Source organism: Mesorhizobium sp. PUT5 (assembly GCF_052216645.1).
Lineage (GTDB): Bacteria > Pseudomonadota > Alphaproteobacteria > Rhizobiales > Rhizobiaceae > Mesorhizobium.
The window spans coordinates 2,292,456-2,310,344 of the sequence record NZ_JBQOSO010000003.1 but is presented as its reverse complement, the minus strand read 5'-3'; the positions used below and the strand labels follow the sequence as shown (position 1 = coordinate 2,310,344).

The window sequence follows — 17,889 nt, the reverse complement described above, 5'->3', positions numbered from 1 at the left end:
AGCAACGGCAAACGGCTGGTCCACGGCGCGGTGCGCCGGGCCGGACGTGGTTGGGGAAAGGGCAGGCGGGGGATCAGCCGCCGGTGACGCTCATGTGGCGCGACACCGATGGACGACGGGTGCGGCGGTCGATGACGAAATCATGCCCCTTGGGCTTGCGGCCGATGGCCTCGTCGATCGCGGCCGCGACGAGTTCGTTGCCTTCCGAAGCACGCAGCGGCGCGCGCAGGTCGGCTGCGTCCTCCTGGCCCAGGCACATATACAGCGTGCCGGTGCAGGTGAGCCGCACGCGGTTGCAGCTTTCGCAGAAATTGTGCGTCATCGGCGTGATGAAGCCGAGCCGGCCGCCCGTCTCCGCCACTTGGACATAACGCGCCGGCCCGCCGGTCTTGTAGGGGATGTCGGTCAGCGTGAACTGCCGCTCGAGCGTCGCGCGCAACAGCGACAGCGGCAGATACTGGTCGGTGCGGTCGGCTTCGATCTCGCCCATCGGCATGGTCTCGATCAGCGTCATGTCCATGCCGCGCCCATGCGCCCAGCGCAGCATCTCGGGAATCTCCGCGTCGTTGAAGTCCTTCAGCGCGACGGCGTTCAGCTTCACCTTGAGCCCGGCCGCCAGCGCGGCATCGATACCGGCCATGACCTTGTCAAGATGACCCCAGCGCGTGATTGCGTGGAATTTCTCCGGGTCGAGCGTGTCGAGCGAGACATTGATACGCCTGACCCCACAATCCGCCAGCTCGGCGGCGAAGCGCGAAAGCTGCGAGCCGTTGGTGGTGAGCGTCAGCTCTTCCAGAGCGCCGCTTTTCAGATGCCGCGACAATTCGCGCACCAGATGCATGATATTCTTGCGCACCAGCGGCTCGCCGCCGGTCAGCCGCAGCTTTTTCACGCCCTTGTCGATGAAGACGGTACACAGCCGGTCCAGTTCCTCCAGCGACAGAAGGTCCTTCTTGGGCAGGAAGGCCATGTCCTCGGACATGCAATAGACGCAGCGAAAATCGCAACGATCGGTCACCGACACGCGCAGATAGGTAATCGTGCGTCCGAACGGATCGACCATGTCCATGCTGCGTTTCCTCGCCCGCCGCGCTTTCGAGCGCTCCGTTATATACTGCTATGTGATACGAACCGGCGCGGCATTCAAGATAGGCTGCCATGGTCTTTGGTCACATCCCGGCGGCGACATCGGCTGTCCGCGACACGAAAGCGCCTTTGCGTGCCGGCCGAAGCGGGGTAGGGGAATGAGACCACCGGAGTATCGCGCCATGACCCCTCCGAAGGAACTCAGGGTTTCCAAGGATCGCAAGCTTCTGACAGTCATCTTTCCCGGCGAGGCGCCGATAGAGCTGCCGGCCGAGATGCTGCGTGTCCTTTCACCATCGGCGGAGGTGCAGGGCCATTCGCCGGAGCAGCGGGTGACGGTGCCCAACAAGCGCAATGTCGCCATCCGCAAGATCGACCCCGTAGGCAACTACGCCGTGCGCATCACCTTCGACGATTTTCACGACACCGGCATCTTCACCTGGACATACCTGGCCACGCTGGGGCGGGAGAAGGAGACACGCTGGCAGTCCTATCTGGACGAGTTGCAGCAAAAAGGCCTGTCGCGCGGCTGACGAAAGGCCGGTCACGAGCCGTTCAGGGCATCCGTGATCTTGCGCATCTGCTCGCCGATCATGTCGCATTGCTCGGGCGTGGACTGGCTCATCGCCAGCTCTATCAGCTCCATGTGAACCTTGAGCGCCTCCATCAGCAGCGCCACGCCCGCGTCGGTCAGGGTAAGGCGCAGCACGCGGCGATCCTTCTCGTCGCCTTCGCGGCGCAGCAGGCCGCGCGATTCGAGCTGCGGCAAAAGCATGGTGATGTTGGAGCGGCCGACCAGCAGCCGGCGGGCAAGGTCGTGCTGCGACAAGCCGGGGTGGCGGTAGAGGTTCATCAGCACGTCGAGTTGCGCCGGCTTGAGATCCAGGGGCCCGAGCCTCGCCGTCAGCGTGCGCTCCAGCACGTGGCAGGCGCGCGCCACCGCCACCCAGTTGCGGAAACGCGGATTGTCCCAAGGCAGTTCTTGCTTATTGTTCATACTTGAACTATTTTGTGTTCATACCTGAACGAGATATCAGTCGACACTATGGCATCGTTTGGATTGCAGGTCATCCGCGGCCTGTTCGGCCTTGGCGAGCATGTCGCTCCGTCTCTGGCAGGCCGCGCGGCGTTCGAGCTTTTCTGCCGCACCCCGAACGTCAAGCGGCCGACCGAGGGCGAGCGCAGGGCGCTTGCCGGCGCTGCGGGCTTCATGACCGAAGCTCGCCATCATCGCCTGAAGCACGGCGCCGGTTGCATTGCGGTGCATGAATTCCGTCCCGAGCCGGGGAGGGCGTCCGGCGCCACGGTGCTGGTCATTCACGGCTGGCGTTCGCGCACGGAATATATGCGCGCGCTGATCGAGGGGCTTCGCGATGCCGGCAACCGGGTGATCTCGCTCGACCTGCCGGGACACGGCCGGTCGAGCGGCCGCAGGCTTACCTTGGCGAGCGCGGTCGAGACAGTGGCGTTGGCGCAGCAATGGTTCGGTCCTTTCGCGGCCATCGTCGGCCATTCCTTCGGGGGCGCCGTCGCCGTCAACGCCGTGTCCGGGTTCGTCAGGGGGACCGCGCCTGTGCCGGTGCAGAGACTGGTGCTGATCGCGGCACCCTGCGCCATACCTGCGATCTTCACCGGCTTCAGCGACATGCTCAATGTCGGGCCGCGCGCACGGGCGGCGATGTCCCGAACGGTCGAGCGCGTCGCCGGCCGCCGGCTGGAGGCGTTCCAGGGCGACCGGCAACTCGCGGCCGTGCCGGTTCCGACCCTGGTCGTTCACGCCCGTGACGACCGCGAGGTTCCCGCCTGGCATGCCGAACAATATGCGGACGCCGGCGGCCATGTGCGGCTGTGCTGGGCGGACGGGCTCGGCCATCGACGCATACTGGCCGACGGCGGGGTGGTGGGAGAGGCCGTGCGCTTCGTGGACGCTGCAGGCTCTGATTCAAGCAACTGAGGCCGGCTATCGTTGCCTGTCGCCGGTTTCGACGGGCAGGCCGGCGGCCTTCCAGGCGGAAAAGCCGCCCAATATGTGCTTGACCGGCTCCAGCCCCATATCCTGGGCGGTCTTGGTGGCAAGTGCCGAGCGCCAGCCGCCGGCGCAGAAAAAGACGAAGCTCTTTCCCGACGCAAAGAACGGCTTGTGGTAGGGGCTTTCAGGGTCGATCCAGAACTCCAGCATGCCGCGCGGCACGTGCTTTGCACCGGGAATGCGGCCTTCGCGCTCCAGTTCGCGCTGGTCGCGCAGGTCGATGAAGACGGTCTCCTCGTCTTCGAGCAGGTTTGCAGCCTCGTCCGGCGAGATCGCCTCGATCTCGGCGTTGGCCTCGTCGAGCAGTTCCCGAAAGCCCTTCTTCATCGGTCGTCTCCGCGCATCGCAAACTCAGTGCGGATTTGATGCCATATGCAGGGTCGCGCCGCCATCGGGATTGCATCGCGGCATGAAAATTTGCGGGCCGGGAGCATGCGCCGGCTTTCACGGTGTCGTGAAGCCGTTCTGCAACACAGGCTTCGAAATTCATCGAAGCTTAACCAAATCGGTATGAATCGATATCATCGCGTCATACACCGCCGGCGATCTGGCGGGTTCGTTTCGCGGCGGAACGGGATCCGGCAAATACCGGAGCGGGTGATCTATGAAATCGTTCGGGAAGAGAGGCGTCAGGCTGCCTTTGACGGCGTTAGCGGCGATGCTGGCGCTGGGGGCTCCGCAGGCCGGCGCTCAGGGTTTCCTGGACATGCTGCTCGGCGGCAATGCACAGCCGGCGCGGCCGCCGCGGGGTGAATTCCCGCCGCCGCCGAAGCCGCGGAGCACGCCGCCTGCGGCCGCCTCTCCCAAGATCAGCGCGCCGACCTACAACACCTATAAGGCCACGCCGCTGGTGCGGGTCGATTTTTCACCGCTGGTTTCCCTGCCGCAGAATGCCGCCTTCACGCCGGCGCTGGCCGGCACGACCTTCCGCGAGGCGCTGACGGGGCTGGACGGCTACACGCTTCTGGCCGAGCCGGACATCGCCAAGGCGCTAACTGCCTACTATGCGGCCAACCCCGATTTCATCTGGGTGAGCGGCTGGAGCGCCAATGGCCGCGCGCAGGAGACCGTGAGGGTGCTGAGCGAAGCCGACGGCTTCGGCCTCGCCGCTTCCGACTATGCCGTGGACGTGCCCCCGGCCGGCTATTCCATGGACGATACCGTCGGCCGCATGCGCGACCTCATCCGCTTCGAGATGATGCTGTCGGCGCGCGTGCTGCGCTATGTGCGCGATGCCCAAGGCGGCCGCATCGACCCGAACCGCATATCGGGCTACTACGATTTCCCGCCCAAACCGCTCGACGCGGAAGGGGTGCTGAAGGCGATGGCGCACACGCAGGAGGCGCGCACCTATCTCGAATCGCGGCATCCGCAGAACCCGGAATACCAGGCGCTGCGGGTCGAACTGGAAGCGCTGCGGGCGAGTGAGGAGAACGAGATCGTCATCGATCCCAAGCTGCTGCTGAAACCGGGGCAGACCAGCGCCGAACTGCCGAAGCTTCTGACGCTGATCGGCCGCGACGGCGAGCTTCAGGACGCCTATGGCGAACTGCTGGCGCGTTTTTCCGGCGTCGAGGCCTACGACCGCGAACTGGTGCCGCTGATCGAGGCGGCACAGAAGAAGGCGGGCCTTGCGGGCGATGGCGTGATCGGCCCGCGCACCGTGGCCGCCCTTGCCGGCACGTCCAAGGCCGACAGGCTGGCCAAGGTGCGCTATGCGCTGGAAGAACTGCGCTGGCTTCCGTCCGACCTCGGCAGCCCGCGCGTCTTCATCAACCAGCCGGCCTTTACCGCCAGCTACATCGAGGGCGGCGAGGAAAAGCTGAAGACCCGCGTCGTCATCGGCAAGGTCACAAACCAGACCTCGTTCTTCTACGATCGCATCAAGCAGGTGGATTTCCACCCCTATTGGGGTGTGCCGCAGTCGATCATCGTCAACGAGATGCTGCCGAGATTGCGCAGCGACCCCGGCTACCTCGACCGCGCCGGCTATGAGGTGACCGATTCGCGCGGCCAGCGCATTCCCTCGTCTTCCGTCGACTGGGCGGCCTATGGCACGAAAGTGCCTTACAGCGTGCGCCAGGCGCCGAGCGAGGCCAACGCGCTCGGCGAACTGAAGATATTGTTCCCCAACAAGCACGCCATCTACATGCACGACACGCCGCAGAAATCGTTCTTCCAGCGTGACGCGCGGGCGCTCAGCCATGGCTGCGTGCGCCTGCAGGACCCGCGCGGCATGGCCGCAGCCGTCCTCGGCACCTCGGTCGATGCGATCAAGGACAGGCTGAAGAAGGGCCATTCCACCGAGAAGGTGGAACGCGACATCCCGGTCTACGTGGCCTATTTCACCGCCTGGCCCGATATGTCGGGCAAGGTCGAGTATTTCGACGACGTCTATGGCCGGGACGAACGCCTGCAGCAGGCCCTCGATGCCACCGAGGCGGCGCGCAGCCCGCAAAGCTGACATGTATGGCCGGTCGAAACGCCCGGCCGCCGGCTTGGCGACTCTTTCGCGGGGTATCGAAACAAAGTCGGTTGACTTCATTGGCGCTGCTCCCGTATATCCCCGGCGCGCTTGACCCTTTCGGGTCTCAGGCGGGCGATTAGCTCAGCGGGAGAGCACACCCTTCACACGGGTGGGGTCGCAGGTTCAATCCCTGCATCGCCCACCATCTCCCTTTCAGGATACCTTTTTTCCATTCGCGCTTTCGATCAGCCGTGCGGCGAGGTCGAGCGTCAGCTCGTCGAAATGCGAGATGATCGCCGAAGGCTCGAATTCGCGGACATGCCGGTCGGTATAGCCGAAATCGACCGCCACCACCGGGATGCCGGCTGCCTTGGCCGTGTCGATGTCCGTTTGCGAATCGCCGACCATCAGGGCCCGGGTGGGATCGCCCCCCGCCAGCTCGATGGTACGGGTGAGATGGCGCGGGTCCGGCTTGCGGAACGGAAAGGTGTCCTGGCCGGCAATGGCGGTGAAGTGCTTCGTCAGCCCCAGCGCCTCGATGAGTTGAAGCGAGTTGGCCTCATATTTGTTGGTACATACGGCCAGCGCGTAGTCGGCTTGCTCGAAGCGGGCGATCGCTTCCAGCACGCCGGGGTACGGCTGCGACCTGCCGGGAATGTTGAGCGTGTAGTGGTCGAGGAATATTCCGAACAGCCTGTCGTGCTCGTCAGCGACGAGAGTCTTGCGCTGGGCCGTATATGCGCGCTCGATCATCACGCGGCCGCCATGGCCGACGAAGCGCCTGAAGCCGGTCTCGTCCACTGCCGGCAATTGTCCGGCTGCGAGGGTATGGTTCAGGCTGTCGAGCAGGTCAGGCGCCGTGTCGATGAGGGTGCCGTCCAGATCGAACACGATGATGGGGCGCGTCATGATAGGTCCTTTCGATAATCTTCCTGCCAGGCGATAGCCCCCGGATACCGATCGGGCAAGGCGCCAGCCCGGCATCTCCCTTTGACCGGACGGGCAAAAATGCTAGAGCGGCGCACGAAGAATGCGCGAAGCGAGGGCACTCAGATGGACGCGAGGCAATTGAAAGTCGAAGCCGCGCGCGCCGCGCTCTCCCATGTGCGTGACGGCATGCGGCTCGGCATCGGCACGGGCACGACGGCCGAGGAGTTCGTGCGCCTGCTGGCCGAAAAGGTCGGCGCCGGCATGAATGTCGTCGGCGTGCCGACCTCCGAGCGTACCGCCGCCCTTTGCATGGAACTCGGCGTGCCGCTCACCACGCTGGAGGAGACCCCAGAACTCGATCTTACCATCGACGGTGCCGATGAGATCGATCCGTCGCTCACCCTCATCAAGGGCGGCGGCGGCGCGTTGCTGCGCGAAAAGATTGTGGCTGCGGCCTCTTCGCGCATGATCGTCATCGCCGATCGTTCCAAGCTGGTGGAGACGCTCGGGCGTTTCCCGCTGCCTGTCGAGGTCAACCGCTTCGGCCTGCGGGCCACGGAAATTGCCGTGAGCAAGGCCGCCGCCGCGCTTGGCCTTGAGGGCCCGATCGCATTGCGGATGACGGGGAGCCAGCCTTTCGTTACCGATGGCGGCCATTTCATTCTTGATGCATCTTTTGGCCGCATTCCGGATACAAGAGCGCTCTCCGATGCTCTTCATGCCATTCCGGGCGTGGTCGAGCATGGTCTTTTCATCGGGCTGGCATCTGCGGCCGTCATCGCCGGCGACGACGGCATCGAGACCGTCTACGCCACCCGATAGCCACATCCGACGAAACAGGCCTGAAAAAACAGGGGAGTCCTACCGATCATGAATTTGCATAAACGGGTTCGCCGCCTTTCCGCCGTTCTAGCTGCATCGGCCGTCCTGGCGCTGTCGTCGCCCGCGTTGTCGCAGGACATTTCCGAACCGCACATGAAAGCCTCGCGCGCGGCCATTGCGGCGATCCACGCCACCGACAGCTTCGACGGCATCCTGCCGCAGGCCGCGGCGGCGCTGGAGCAGCAACTCATCCAGAAGAATCCCGACATGCAGGAGCTGATCTCCAGGACCGTCAGCGAAAAGGCGCTGGCGCTCGCCTCCCGCCGGGCGGACCTGGAGAAGGAAGCGGCGGTCGCCTATGCCAAGGTGTTCTCGGAGCAGGAACTGAGCGACATCGCCGCTTTCTACAATTCCGAAGCCGGCAAGAAGCTGCTCGACAGCGGGCCGATCGTGACGCGCGAACTGGTGAAGGCGGCCGACATTTGGCAGAATGGCATCGCGCGCGATCTGGCCCAGCAGGTGGGCGAGGCGCTTCAGGCCGCGGCGGGAACCAAGGCGCAGCCTGCCCCGGCAGACGGAGCCGACACCGGCTCGCAGAACTGACCTCGTAGCGGCGCCCTGACGGCCCGGCCGATCAGGCTGGGCTTTTCATCTGGCACGCGGCGGCCTACCTGTGACCGCAACTGCACCGAACGGAGTCCGTCATGAGCGCTTACGACTATGATCTCTTCGTGATCGGCGGCGGCTCCGGCGGGGTGCGGGCGGCGCGCGTTGCCGCAGCCCTCGGCAAACGCGTCGGCATAGCCGAGGAATACCGGTTCGGCGGCACCTGCGTCATCCGCGGCTGCGTGCCCAAGAAACTGTTCGTCTACGCCTCGCAGTTTCCCGAGCACTTCGAGGATGCCGCCGGCTATGGCTGGACGGTGCCGAAGGCCGGCTTCGACTGGCCGACGCTGATCGCCAACAAGGATCGCGAGATCGCGCGTCTCGAGGCCATCTACCGCAGGAACGTAGAGGGCGCCGGTGCCGAGGCCTTCCATACCCGCGCCGAACTGGTCGACCGGCACACGATCCGGCTCGCGGGCGAGGGGCGCAGCGTGACGGCCGAGACCATTCTCGTCGCCACGGGTGGCCGGCCGGCGGCGCATCCGGCGCTGCCCGGCCACGAGCTGTGCATCAGCTCCAACGAGGCATTCCATCTCGAAAAATTGCCGGAGGCCATCGTGATCGAAGGCGGCGGCTATATCGCGGTTGAATTCGCCAACATTTTCCACGGCCTCGGCGTGAAGACCACGCTGGTCTACCGCGGCACGGAAATCCTCAGCCGCTTCGACATGGATCTGCGGCGCATGCTGCACGAAACCATGGAGAAGAAGGGGATCGATATCCTCTGCCACGCAACCTCCGAGAAAGTGGAGCGGCGGCCCGACGGCCGTCTCGACATCACCGTCACCGGCAAGCGGAAGCTCGGCGCCGACCAGATGATGCTTGCCATCGGACGTGTTCCCAACGTGGAAGGGCTGGGCCTCGATGCCGCGGGCGTGGAGACGGTGAAAGGCGGGGCGATCAAGGTAGACGCCTATTCGCGCACCAGCGCCGACAATATCTGGGCGATCGGCGACGTCACCAATCGCGTTCAACTGACGCCGGTGGCAATCCACGAGGCGATGTGCTTCGTGGAAACGGCCTTCAAGGGCAATCCCACCGCGCCCGACCACGACACCATCGCCACGGCCGTGTTCTCGCAGCCGGAGATCGGCACGGTCGGTCTGTCGGAGGACGAGGCCGTCAAGCGCTATCCCGAGCTGGAAATCTACCGCGCCTCGTTCCGGCCGATGCGCAACACGCTGTCGGGCCGCGACGAGAAGATGCTGATGAAGCTGGTGGTGGACGCCGCCACCCGCAAGGTGCTCGGCGCCCATGTGCTGGGGCCCGATGCGGGCGAGATGGCGCAATTGCTGGGCATTCCGCTGAAGGCGGGCGTGAGCAAGGATGATTTCGACCGCACCATGGCCGTCCATCCGACCGCGGCGGAGGAACTCGTCACCATGTACAAGCCGACCTACCGGGTGAAGAACGGCGAGCGGATCGACTGATCCGCCCGCCGGCCGCCTCTGCCTAGAGCAATGTTCCGCGCAGGATCATCAGCGCCACCGTGAAGTAGATGGCAAGGCCAGTCACGTCGACCAGCGTGGCCACGAAGGGAGCGGACGCGCTGGCTGGGTCGAAGCCTATGCGTTTCAGCACGAAGGGCAGCATGGAGCCGGTCAGGGAACCGAAGGTGACGATGCCGACCAGTGCGACGCCTACCGTAGCGGCGATCAATTCCCAGTGCGGGCCGTAATCGTAGAGGCCGAGGGTCTGCCACAGCGTGATGCGAACCACGCCGACGAGGCCAAGCATCGTGCCCAGCACGACGCCGCTGGGCAGTTCGCGCATGACCACCCGCCACCAATCGGCCAGTGAGATCTCGCGCAGCGCCAGCGCACGAATGACCAGAGAGGTCGCCTGCGAGCCGGAATTGCCGCCCGAACTCATGATGAGCGGGATGAACAGAGTGAGCACGATCGCCTTTTCGAGCTCGACCTCATAGTGCTGCATGACGCTTGCAGTCAGCATCTCGCTGAGGAACAGCGCGCACAGCCAGCCGCCGCGTTTACCGATCATGGAGAAGAAGCCCATCTTCATGTAGGGCTCGTCCAGTGCTTCCATGCCGCCGAAACGATGCACGTCTTCCGTGTTTTCTTCGATCATCGTGTCGAGGACGTCGTCCACGGTGACGATGCCGAGGATTTTCTCGTCTTCCACCACGGGCACGGCAAGCAAATCGTACTTGCGGATGAGGTGGGCCACCTGCTCGACATCCATCAGCGGCGAGACCGTGACCGGCGAATGCTCCGGGGCGATATCGATGATGCGATCCTCCGGGGCGCCGGTGATCAGCCGACGCAAGCCGAAGGCGCGCAGCAGGTTGCGTGTCAGCGGGTCCACCACATAGATCGCATAGACGGTCTCGCGGGTCCGTTCCACCTTGCGGATGTATTCCAGCGTGGCGCCTATGGTCCAGTCCGGCGGTACGCTGACATATTCGGTGGTCATGATCGAGCCGGCGCTGCCTTCCGGATAGCCGAGGATAGCCAGCAGCGAATGCCGCACCCCCGGTGCCAGCGCATGCAGCAATTGGGACCGTGCAGGCTCGCTCAACTCGCGCAGCACGTCGGCGGCGCGGTCGGCGGACATGGCGGCCAGCAACTTGGCGGCACGCTCGCGCGGCAGCGATTCGACCAGCTCCGGAGCCTCTTCAAGCTCGGGCTGGTCGAATATCTCGACCGTTCTTTCGAAGGGCAGCTCAGCGAGCAGTTCCGACGCCAGCTCACGGGGCTCCTGGTTCAGGGCCTCGACGACGTCGGCAACGTGATCGTTGGCGAGAATGCGGGCGATGGCGACGGCATCGTCGTCAGCGACGGGCGAAGATTCGTTCATGGCTCACTCCTGGCCGTCCGCCAAGCGTGAGCCGAGAGGTCACGTCAGGCAGACGGCGATTGCATTCGACTGTGACTGTCGCCAGGCATGGCGGGTTGACCTTTCCGCTTGCAGGATTGGTTCGGCTTTGCAAGCCAGCGCAACATAGGAGCGCGCCACCTCAAGTCAACAGAAATGAGGCGCCTTCGCGTCAGCTCCGGTTGGATGCCCGCAGGCGCAGCCGCGGGATTCGCAGCCAGCCGTCGTCCAGCGCCGGCGGGCGGGTGAGAATGGTGGTGATTTCGGCTGGAAGGCTCGGCGCCAGCGGCCTCTTGGATGCCACGCCGTCGGCGATCGAAAGCACGCTGTGGTAGAATTCCTGACCCGTGGCCGAGCGCGGCGGCACCGCCTCGTGCATGACGCTGATGACGGTCGCATCGGGGCAATTGTCCTTGATCGCCTGATGGAAGGCGACCTTGCCTTCCGGGTCGAGCGCGCCGGTGGCCTCGTCCAGGAACAGCAGCCCCGGCTTCTGCAAGAGGATGCGGGCGACCACAAGTTTCTGCTTCTGGCCGCCGGAAAGGGTCTGGTCCCAGCTCTTGCCCTGGCGGTTCTCGTCATGCAGGTTCTCGATGAATTCGCCCAGCCCGGCCTTGTGCAGGGCGGCGGCGGTCTGCGCATCGCCATGACCGTCCGGCGGCTCCGGCAAGCAGACCAGTTCCTTGAGCGACAGCGGAGGCAGCTTCACCTCCTGCGCGGCATAGAAGCTCTTGATTCCCTCCGGGAAGACGACGGTGCCGTGCCCGTAGGGCCACAGGCCATTGATCGCCTTGATCAGCGAGGTCTTGCCGCAGCCCGATTCTCCCTTCAGGAAGGTCCATTCACCACGCCGGAAGCGCAGCCGCTCCGTGGTCAGGAAAGGCGCGGTATCGTGGCCCCGATGCATCAGCTCCAGGTGCTGGACGGTCAGCCCGAAAACGGGATTTTGTCGGGAATAGGTGAATTCGGACCTGCCGGTCTGCCGGTAGAACTCGGCGGGCTGCTGCACGTTCTCGATGGCTTCGGCAAGCTCGATGACGCGACGGCCGTTGGCTCTTAGCGTGGCGATCGCCGGCATGACGTGGATGAACCACGAGCACTGGCTGATCAGCGAATTGACCAGCTCCGCCCCGGTTATGTAGCCCTTGAGGTCGAGCCTGCTGTGGATGAAGGGCACCAGGCCAGGCGCATAGGCGACCACGCGTGCGCCGATGAAATTGTACACCATCTCGAAGGCGGAATAGCCGGTGTTGACCACGATCAGCTGCGACCATGTGCGATCGATGTCGACATAGAGCCGGTCGTGCATCGACTTCTGCATGTGTTCTCCGCGCGAGGCGGCGACGTGGAAGGAGCGGCGCAGGAACGTCGTCAACTCGCCACGGTAGCTTCCCTCGGCTTGCTGCATGCGGATGCTCAATCGCTCCAGCAGCCCGCCGAGCTTCACGGCGATCCAGGTGTTGACGGGCACGTAGGTGGCCACCGCCACCAGCGCCAGCACGGCGCTGCCGTATTCGCCCAGGAACTCCAGCCCGGCCACCTCGGTCGAGGTTTCCAGCAGCTTCTGGCCGACGAAGAAAATGGAGGTGGCAACTGCCATCACCCCCATGGCCAGGCCGATGGCGCCGCCGGTCAGGCTCTTGATGGATTCCTGCACGCGCTGGTCGATATTGTCGGGCGCGCTGGCCTCGCCGCCGTGCTGGGTATGGAAATGCGTGTGGTTGGGATCCAGTAGCGCCTCGTTGAAGCGGCCGTTCAGCCACCCGCGCCATTTGCGGTGCAGGGTGGCTGAAACGAAACTGCGCGCGCCGGTGATGCCGGCATCCTTGAGCACGACCAGCGCCACGAGCGCTGCCGCATTCTCCAGAAGGCTCTTCAGCGGGGAGGTGTTGGCGGCGTCGTGGAAGAAGGCGATGGAATTCACCAACTCGCCCGAGGCTTCCGCGAACCAGACACCGGCCTTGCTGGACAGCGCCGTCAGCAGGGCGATCACCACCGCAAGCAGCCAGGCTTCCTTCCACCTTTCGGAAAACCAGTAGGCCCGCATGAGGCCCCAGAAGCTGCGCATCGAAGAAACCGGCGTCCTGGCAGGTGGCGCATCTGCGCCGGGCGGAGATGGCTTCAGCACTGAATGGAATGGTCTGCCGACCCGAATCACTATCCGTCCAAACCTTTTTTGTTTTGTTACGGATCGTAACACCAATTGATCATTTTCAATTAGTTTTCGTTTGCGCGCACAAACGCAATTCGACGCGTCGTTGCTGCGGCGCAACAGAAGCCGTACGCCGAACGACAACCCACCCGGTGACGGGCCGAATCAAATCCGGACTGGAATGCGCGGCCGGCTTCATGTAAGGGAGCGCGGTCCCCATATTGAGTGGCAGGCTTGCGGGCAATGGCGTCCGCAGCAGCAAGCGTTGGATTGTGACGATGACGAAGTGGTCCCCGAACTCGTGGAGAGCAAAGCCGGTCAGCCAGGTTCCGGCCTATCCGGACGCGGCTGCGTTGAAGAGCACGGAGGCCCAGCTTGCCAGTTTTCCGCCATTGGTATTTGCGGGCGAGGCGCGCAAGCTGAAGAAGCAACTTGCCAGCGTGGCTGCCGGTGAGGCGTTCCTGCTTCAGGGAGGCGACTGCGCCGAGAGCTTCGCCGAGCACGGTGCCGACAATATCCGCGACTTCTTCCGCGTGTTCCTGCAGATGGCAGTGGTGATGACATTCGCCGGCTCGCAGCCTGTGGTGAAGGTCGGACGCGTTGCGGGCCAGTTCGCCAAGCCGCGCTCCGCCGACAACGAGACCAAGGGCGGGGTAACGCTGCCCAGCTATCGCGGCGACATCATCAACGGTCTGGAATTCGACGAGAAGTCGCGCGTGCCCGACCCGCAGCGGCAGGTGATGGCCTATCGGCAGTCGGCGGCCACGCTGAACCTTCTGCGCGCCTTCGCGCAGGGCGGCTACGCCAGCCTGGAGAATGTGCATCGCTGGATGCTGGGCTTCGTTTCCGGCAGCCCGCAGGCCGAGAAATACGAGTCGATCGCCAACCGCATCACCGAGACGATTGACTTCATGAAGGCCGTCGGCATCACCTCGGAAACGAACCATGCGCTGCGCGAGACCGACTTCTACACCAGTCACGAGGCGCTGCTTCTGGGCTACGAAGAGGCGCTGACGCGCGTCGATTCGACCACGGGCGACTGGTACGCCACCTCCGGCCACATGATCTGGATCGGCGACCGCACCCGCCAGCCCGACCATGCGCATATCGAATATTGCCGCGGCATCAAGAACCCGCTGGGCCTGAAATGCGGACCCTCGCTGACGCCGGACGGGCTGCTCGAACTGATCGACCTGCTCAACCCCGAGAACGAGCCGGGCCGCTTGACGCTGATCGCCCGTTTCGGCGCCGACAAGGTGGCCGATCATCTGCCCAAGCTGGTGCGCGCGGTGCAGAAGGAAGGCCGTTCCGTCGTGTGGTCGTGCGACCCCATGCATGGCAACACGATCACCGCCGCCGGCTACAAGACCCGACCGTTCGAGCGCGTCCTGTCCGAGGTGGAGACCTTCTTCGAAGTGCATCGCGCCGAGGGCACGCATCCGGGCGGTATCCATATCGAGATGACCGGCAAGAACGTCACCGAATGCACGGGCGGCGCGCGTGCCATCACTGCCGAGGAACTGCAGGACCGCTACCACACCCATTGCGATCCGCGGCTCAATGCCGACCAGTCGATCGAGTTGGCCTTCCTGGTCTCGGATCTGCTGAGGAAGAGCCACGTGATCCCGCAGCGGCAGGCTATCGCCGGCTGAGAGCGGACGGCTCGGGAAGAAATGCTGAAGGCGCCGGCGAAATCCGGCGCCTTTTTCCTTTCCAGGCCGATCGGGGAGGCTTCTGCCCGGTGAGGGCGTGCCGAAGGTCACTCGGTCTTGTAGAGCATCCAGTTCTTGCCCGGCCGGCCGGGCATGGAGGAGTGCCTCGTGACGCGGTTGCGGCCTTCGACCTTGGAGCGATAGAGCGCGCGGTCGGCCTTGGCGTAGAGCTCCTCGGGGCCGCTGGCTTCGGAGGCCATGCAGATGCCCATCGAAATCGTGACGGGGCCGCAGTCCGTCCCGGCCTTGTCGCAGGTGAAGCACGTCTGTTCCACCAGCGTACGGATGCGCTCGGCGATCTCGAAGGTGGCGTCCTCGGTGGCGCCATCCACGATGAGAGCGAATTCCTCACCGCCGGTGCGCGCCACGAACATACCGGCGGGCACGCTGGAGTGGAATATCGAGGCCACGCTCTTGATGATCTTGTCGCCGGCGGGATGGCCGAAACGGTCGTTGATGTTCTTGAAGGAGTCGATGTCGGCCAGGATCAGCGCGTTGAACAATATGCCTCGGTTGCTGTTGTATATCCTGGCGATCTCGGTATCGAAGGCACGGCGGTTCCAGATATGCGTCAGCGGATCGGTATCGGCCAGGCGCTTGTATTCCTCCAGCTTCGACTTGACGGTTTCCAGCTCGTTCGTCTTGTCGTTCAGGGCGGTTGCCACCCGCCGGCCGTGGTCCAGCGTGGATGCCGTGGCGGTCGATATCGCCCCGACGATCTTCTCCAGCAATTCGCGCGACAGCACGTTGCGCTCCTTCAGCCCGCTGGAGGTTTCGTCCAGGATCCTGCCATATTTCTCGATGTGCGTCCGCTCGGAGCGCAGCATTGCGGCCACGTCCTCCAGTTCGCGCGCCAGCACGTCCCGCGCCTGCTCGACGATACTGCGGGTGTGGTTGTGGGCGAAGAATTTCTGGCCGATCCGGTCAAGTTCGTCCTGCGTCGGGCGATTGCTGAGCGCGATGACCGACAGGCTCAGTTCCGGGCTGGTGCCGGCGAGTGCCTCGTAGAATATCTCATAGTTGCGCGGTAGGCCCATGATGCCGAGCTGGCGCATCATCGTGACAACCGTAGTCGCCAGATCGGTACTGCGTTCAGGAGGAACTGCTGCCGGCTGCATGAGTGTTCCCTGCGTCCGGCGTGACTGGGTTTGCCGGAAAGGGGGCGTCCTGACTGGTCAGCGCTTCGGCGAAGATGGCACCCCCTTTGCGATCTTCGCTTGTAGAACATAGAAGCATTCTAGCTAAAGTTTTCTTAATTGCTTGTTTCTTTCGGATCAATCCCTGCTTGCAATTGCCGGCTACCGATCGTCTGGCACCTTCGATCGAGGTTGCGGAAGGCGGAGGGACGCGACATAAGCGCTTCATTCCGCCAGCAGGAGGAAATGACCTGCCGGCGGTGCGGAAAGGAGCGGGGATGAAGCGGCTGATCGATGCCTTTCACAATTCGGTGCGCGCCTTCCGCCGGCTGGCGGGCAGCGAGGCGGCCTTCCGGCAGGAACTGGCGCTGCTGGGGCTGGCATTGCCGATCGGCTGGTTCGCCTCCACGTCCTGGAGCGGCTATGCGCTGCTTCTCGGCGCGGTGCTGGTGCTGATCCTCGTCGAGGTGCTGAACACCGGCATCGAGGCTGCCTGCAACGCCGTCAGCCGCGAATTCGATTCCGACATCCAGCTTGCCAAGGATTGCGGCTCGCTTGCCGTGCTGATCGCTATCGTGCTGGCCGCGGGCGTCTGGCTCGTCGCCATCGGCGAGCGCTTGGCCGGCCTGCCGTTCTGATTTCGCCGGTTCAATCGGTTTCTTTGGCGCGCTCGCGCTTTGCGATGTAGTGCGCGACGAGAGCTGCGACGATCACCACTGCCAGCCCGATGCCCAAGGCGATCAGTAGACGCTGGTGGTGGAGCAGGGCGCGACCGACGATTTGCTCCGCGCCCAGCCCGAAGACATAGCCAAGCGTGACGAACAGCAATGCCCACACCAGCGAGGAAAGGGCGTTGAGCAGGACGAAGCGCCAGACGGGTATGCCCGAGAGGCCGGAGGCTACGCCGCCGACGAGGCGCATGCCGTAGATGTAGCGGTTGGACAGCACGAAGATGTTCGGATGTTTGCGCACCAGACGGTAGGCGTGGTTGAAGCCGGGCCGCCTGCGCAGGCGGCGGACCCAGCGATGCTCGGCAAAGCTGTGGCCGAGGAAGAAGAAGAACGTGTCGCCGACGAACGCGCCCAGGAAGGCAGCCAGCAGCGCCTGCCAGATGACGAAGACATGCTGGTGCGCGAAGAAACCGCCCAGGATGGCGGCGCTCTCGCCTTCGGCCATGCAGCCCAGGAACACGGCGATCAGCCCGTATTGCTCGATCAGGTGGTGGATGACCTGTGTCATTGCCTTCCCTTGCCGCACTGCCGCCAGTGGTAGTGGCTGGCGAGGCACTCGGGAAGTGCTAGTTTCAGCGCGAATGTGAGGAACCCATGGCTGATTTCCAGAAGATCCGGGCGCGCGCGGCCGCGCGCAAGGGCGGCGACGAGGTGCTGGCGTCGCTGCTGGGTGCCGTGCCCGACAATGCCGCGCTGGCCAGGGTCGGCGACGACCGCATCCTGTCCACCATGAGCGAGCGCGTCTTTTCGGCCGGCTTCGTGTGGAGCGTGATCGAGCAGAAATGGCCGGGCTTCGAGGAAGCCTTCCTCCGCTTCGAGCCCAAGCGGCTTCTGTTCCAACCCGACGACTTCTGGCACGAACTGGCTGCCGACAAGCGCATCGTGCGCAATCCGCAGAAGATCAGGTCCGTGCGCGACAACGCCGCCTTCGTCGAGCGCGTGTCGCAGGAGCATGGCGGGTTCGGGCGCTTCCTCAGTCAGTGGCCGGCCGACGACCAGGCTGGCCTGACGGCCTTCCTAGCCAAGCACGGCAGCCGGCTGGGCGGCAATACGGGTCAGTATGTGCTGCGCTGGCTGGAATGGGACACATATGTGCTCTCGGCCGACATGGTGGCGGCATTGCGCGACGCCGGCCTCGACATCGCCGAAACCCCGACCTCCAAGCGCGACATGGCGAAAATCCAGGCCCAGATCAACCAGTGGGCGGGCGAGGCGGGGCTGTCGCGCAAGCACATCTCGCGAATTCTGGCCATGTCGATCGGTCCGAACAATCCGCCCGAGACGCTCCGTCATTACACCGCAGAGTAGGGCCGGCCGTAGCCG

The 17,889-nt window shown here is 64.4% G+C and carries 17 protein-coding genes and 1 tRNA gene; 10 read left to right on the top strand and 8 right to left on the bottom strand.

Annotation, left to right across the window (positions count from 1 at the left end; genetic code table 11):
- Nucleotides 1–73 precede the first annotated feature (73 nt).
- Nucleotides 74–1,069 (bottom strand): GTP 3',8-cyclase MoaA, encoded by a 996-nt coding sequence (moaA, locus tag ACTDI4_RS12780; RefSeq protein WP_442841510.1) that lies wholly within the window; start codon nt 1,067–1,069, stop codon nt 74–76.
- A gap of 199 nt (nt 1,070–1,268) precedes the next feature.
- On the opposite strand from moaA, the gene ACTDI4_RS12775 reads away from it, so the two are divergent.
- On the top strand, nt 1,269–1,619 hold the full coding sequence (locus ACTDI4_RS12775; RefSeq protein WP_442841509.1) for a gamma-butyrobetaine hydroxylase-like domain-containing protein: 351 nt from the start codon (nt 1,269–1,271) through the stop codon (nt 1,617–1,619).
- Nucleotides 1,620–1,630: 11 nt separating this feature from the next.
- On the opposite strand, the gene ACTDI4_RS12770 is transcribed toward ACTDI4_RS12775, so the two are convergent.
- Nucleotides 1,631–2,083: a MarR family winged helix-turn-helix transcriptional regulator gene (locus ACTDI4_RS12770; protein ID WP_442841508.1), complete on the bottom strand. Its 453-nt coding sequence runs from the start codon at nt 2,081–2,083 to the stop codon at nt 1,631–1,633.
- 48 nt (nt 2,084–2,131) lie between these two features.
- On the opposite strand from ACTDI4_RS12770, the gene ACTDI4_RS12765 reads away from it, so the two are divergent.
- The gene (locus tag ACTDI4_RS12765) at nt 2,132–3,040 is read left to right on the top strand and encodes an alpha/beta fold hydrolase (protein ID WP_442841507.1); all 909 of its coding nucleotides are present in this window, start codon (nt 2,132–2,134) and stop codon (nt 3,038–3,040) included.
- 6 nt (nt 3,041–3,046) lie between these two features.
- Here ACTDI4_RS12765 and ACTDI4_RS12760 read toward each other — a convergent pair whose 3' ends face one another.
- Nucleotides 3,047–3,442 (bottom strand): rhodanese-like domain-containing protein, encoded by a 396-nt coding sequence (locus tag ACTDI4_RS12760; RefSeq protein WP_442841506.1) that lies wholly within the window; start codon nt 3,440–3,442, stop codon nt 3,047–3,049.
- A gap of 277 nt (nt 3,443–3,719) precedes the next feature.
- Here ACTDI4_RS12760 and ACTDI4_RS12755 point away from each other — a divergent pair, with 277 nt between their 5' ends.
- Nucleotides 3,720–5,579 (top strand): L,D-transpeptidase family protein, encoded by a 1,860-nt coding sequence (locus tag ACTDI4_RS12755; protein ID WP_442841505.1) that lies wholly within the window; start codon nt 3,720–3,722, stop codon nt 5,577–5,579.
- A 133-nt stretch (nt 5,580–5,712) separates the two neighbouring features.
- A tRNA-Val gene (locus tag ACTDI4_RS12750) sits at nt 5,713–5,787 on the top strand.
- Between the two features lie 8 nt (nt 5,788–5,795).
- Here the strand turns inward: ACTDI4_RS12750 and ACTDI4_RS12745 are convergent.
- Complete coding sequence (locus ACTDI4_RS12745) at nt 5,796–6,491, bottom strand: phosphoglycolate phosphatase (RefSeq protein WP_442841504.1); 696 nt, start codon at nt 6,489–6,491, stop codon at nt 5,796–5,798.
- A 144-nt stretch (nt 6,492–6,635) separates the two neighbouring features.
- Between ACTDI4_RS12745 and rpiA the strand changes: the two genes are divergently transcribed.
- The 3 genes from rpiA to gor all read left to right on the top strand — a co-directional run bounded on the left by rpiA (nt 6,636) and on the right by gor (nt 9,430).
- Nucleotides 6,636–7,334: a ribose-5-phosphate isomerase RpiA gene (rpiA, locus tag ACTDI4_RS12740; RefSeq protein WP_442841503.1), complete on the top strand. Its 699-nt coding sequence runs from the start codon at nt 6,636–6,638 to the stop codon at nt 7,332–7,334.
- 48 nt (nt 7,335–7,382) lie between these two features.
- A complete protein-coding gene (locus ACTDI4_RS12735) occupies nt 7,383–7,937 on the top strand; it encodes a DUF2059 domain-containing protein (protein WP_442841502.1) in 555 nt (184 codons plus the stop codon).
- 101 nt (nt 7,938–8,038) lie between these two features.
- A complete protein-coding gene (gene gor / locus ACTDI4_RS12730; protein WP_442841501.1) occupies nt 8,039–9,430 on the top strand; it encodes a glutathione-disulfide reductase in 1,392 nt (463 codons plus the stop codon).
- A 22-nt stretch (nt 9,431–9,452) separates the two neighbouring features.
- On the opposite strand, the gene mgtE is transcribed toward gor, so the two are convergent.
- Both mgtE and ACTDI4_RS12720 read right to left on the bottom strand, forming a co-directional pair.
- Nucleotides 9,453–10,817, bottom strand: a complete 1,365-nt coding sequence (gene mgtE, locus ACTDI4_RS12725; protein WP_442841500.1) for a magnesium transporter — start codon at nt 10,815–10,817, stop codon at nt 9,453–9,455.
- Between the two features lie 190 nt (nt 10,818–11,007).
- On the bottom strand, nt 11,008–12,903 hold the full coding sequence (locus tag ACTDI4_RS12720) for an ABC transporter ATP-binding protein/permease (protein ID WP_442841499.1): 1,896 nt from the start codon (nt 12,901–12,903) through the stop codon (nt 11,008–11,010).
- A gap of 362 nt (nt 12,904–13,265) precedes the next feature.
- Between ACTDI4_RS12720 and ACTDI4_RS12715 the strand changes: the two genes are divergently transcribed.
- On the top strand, nt 13,266–14,639 hold the full coding sequence (locus ACTDI4_RS12715; protein ID WP_442841498.1) for a class II 3-deoxy-7-phosphoheptulonate synthase: 1,374 nt from the start codon (nt 13,266–13,268) through the stop codon (nt 14,637–14,639).
- 107 nt (nt 14,640–14,746) lie between these two features.
- Here ACTDI4_RS12715 and ACTDI4_RS12710 read toward each other — a convergent pair whose 3' ends face one another.
- On the bottom strand, nt 14,747–15,757 hold the full coding sequence (locus ACTDI4_RS12710; RefSeq protein ID WP_442841497.1) for a GGDEF domain-containing protein: 1,011 nt from the start codon (nt 15,755–15,757) through the stop codon (nt 14,747–14,749).
- A 356-nt stretch (nt 15,758–16,113) separates the two neighbouring features.
- Between ACTDI4_RS12710 and ACTDI4_RS12705 the strand changes: the two genes are divergently transcribed.
- A complete protein-coding gene (locus ACTDI4_RS12705) occupies nt 16,114–16,473 on the top strand; it encodes a diacylglycerol kinase (protein WP_442841496.1) in 360 nt (119 codons plus the stop codon).
- Between the two features lie 10 nt (nt 16,474–16,483).
- Here ACTDI4_RS12705 and ACTDI4_RS12700 read toward each other — a convergent pair whose 3' ends face one another.
- Nucleotides 16,484–17,074, bottom strand: coding sequence for a DedA family protein (locus ACTDI4_RS12700; RefSeq protein ID WP_442841495.1), 591 nt, complete (start codon nt 17,072–17,074; stop codon nt 16,484–16,486).
- 86 nt (nt 17,075–17,160) lie between these two features.
- Between ACTDI4_RS12700 and ACTDI4_RS12695 the strand changes: the two genes are divergently transcribed.
- Entirely contained in the window at nt 17,161–17,874 is a 714-nt protein-coding gene (locus ACTDI4_RS12695; RefSeq protein ID WP_442841494.1) for a DNA-3-methyladenine glycosylase I, read from the top strand.
- The last annotated feature ends 15 nt before the right edge of the window (nt 17,875–17,889 follow it).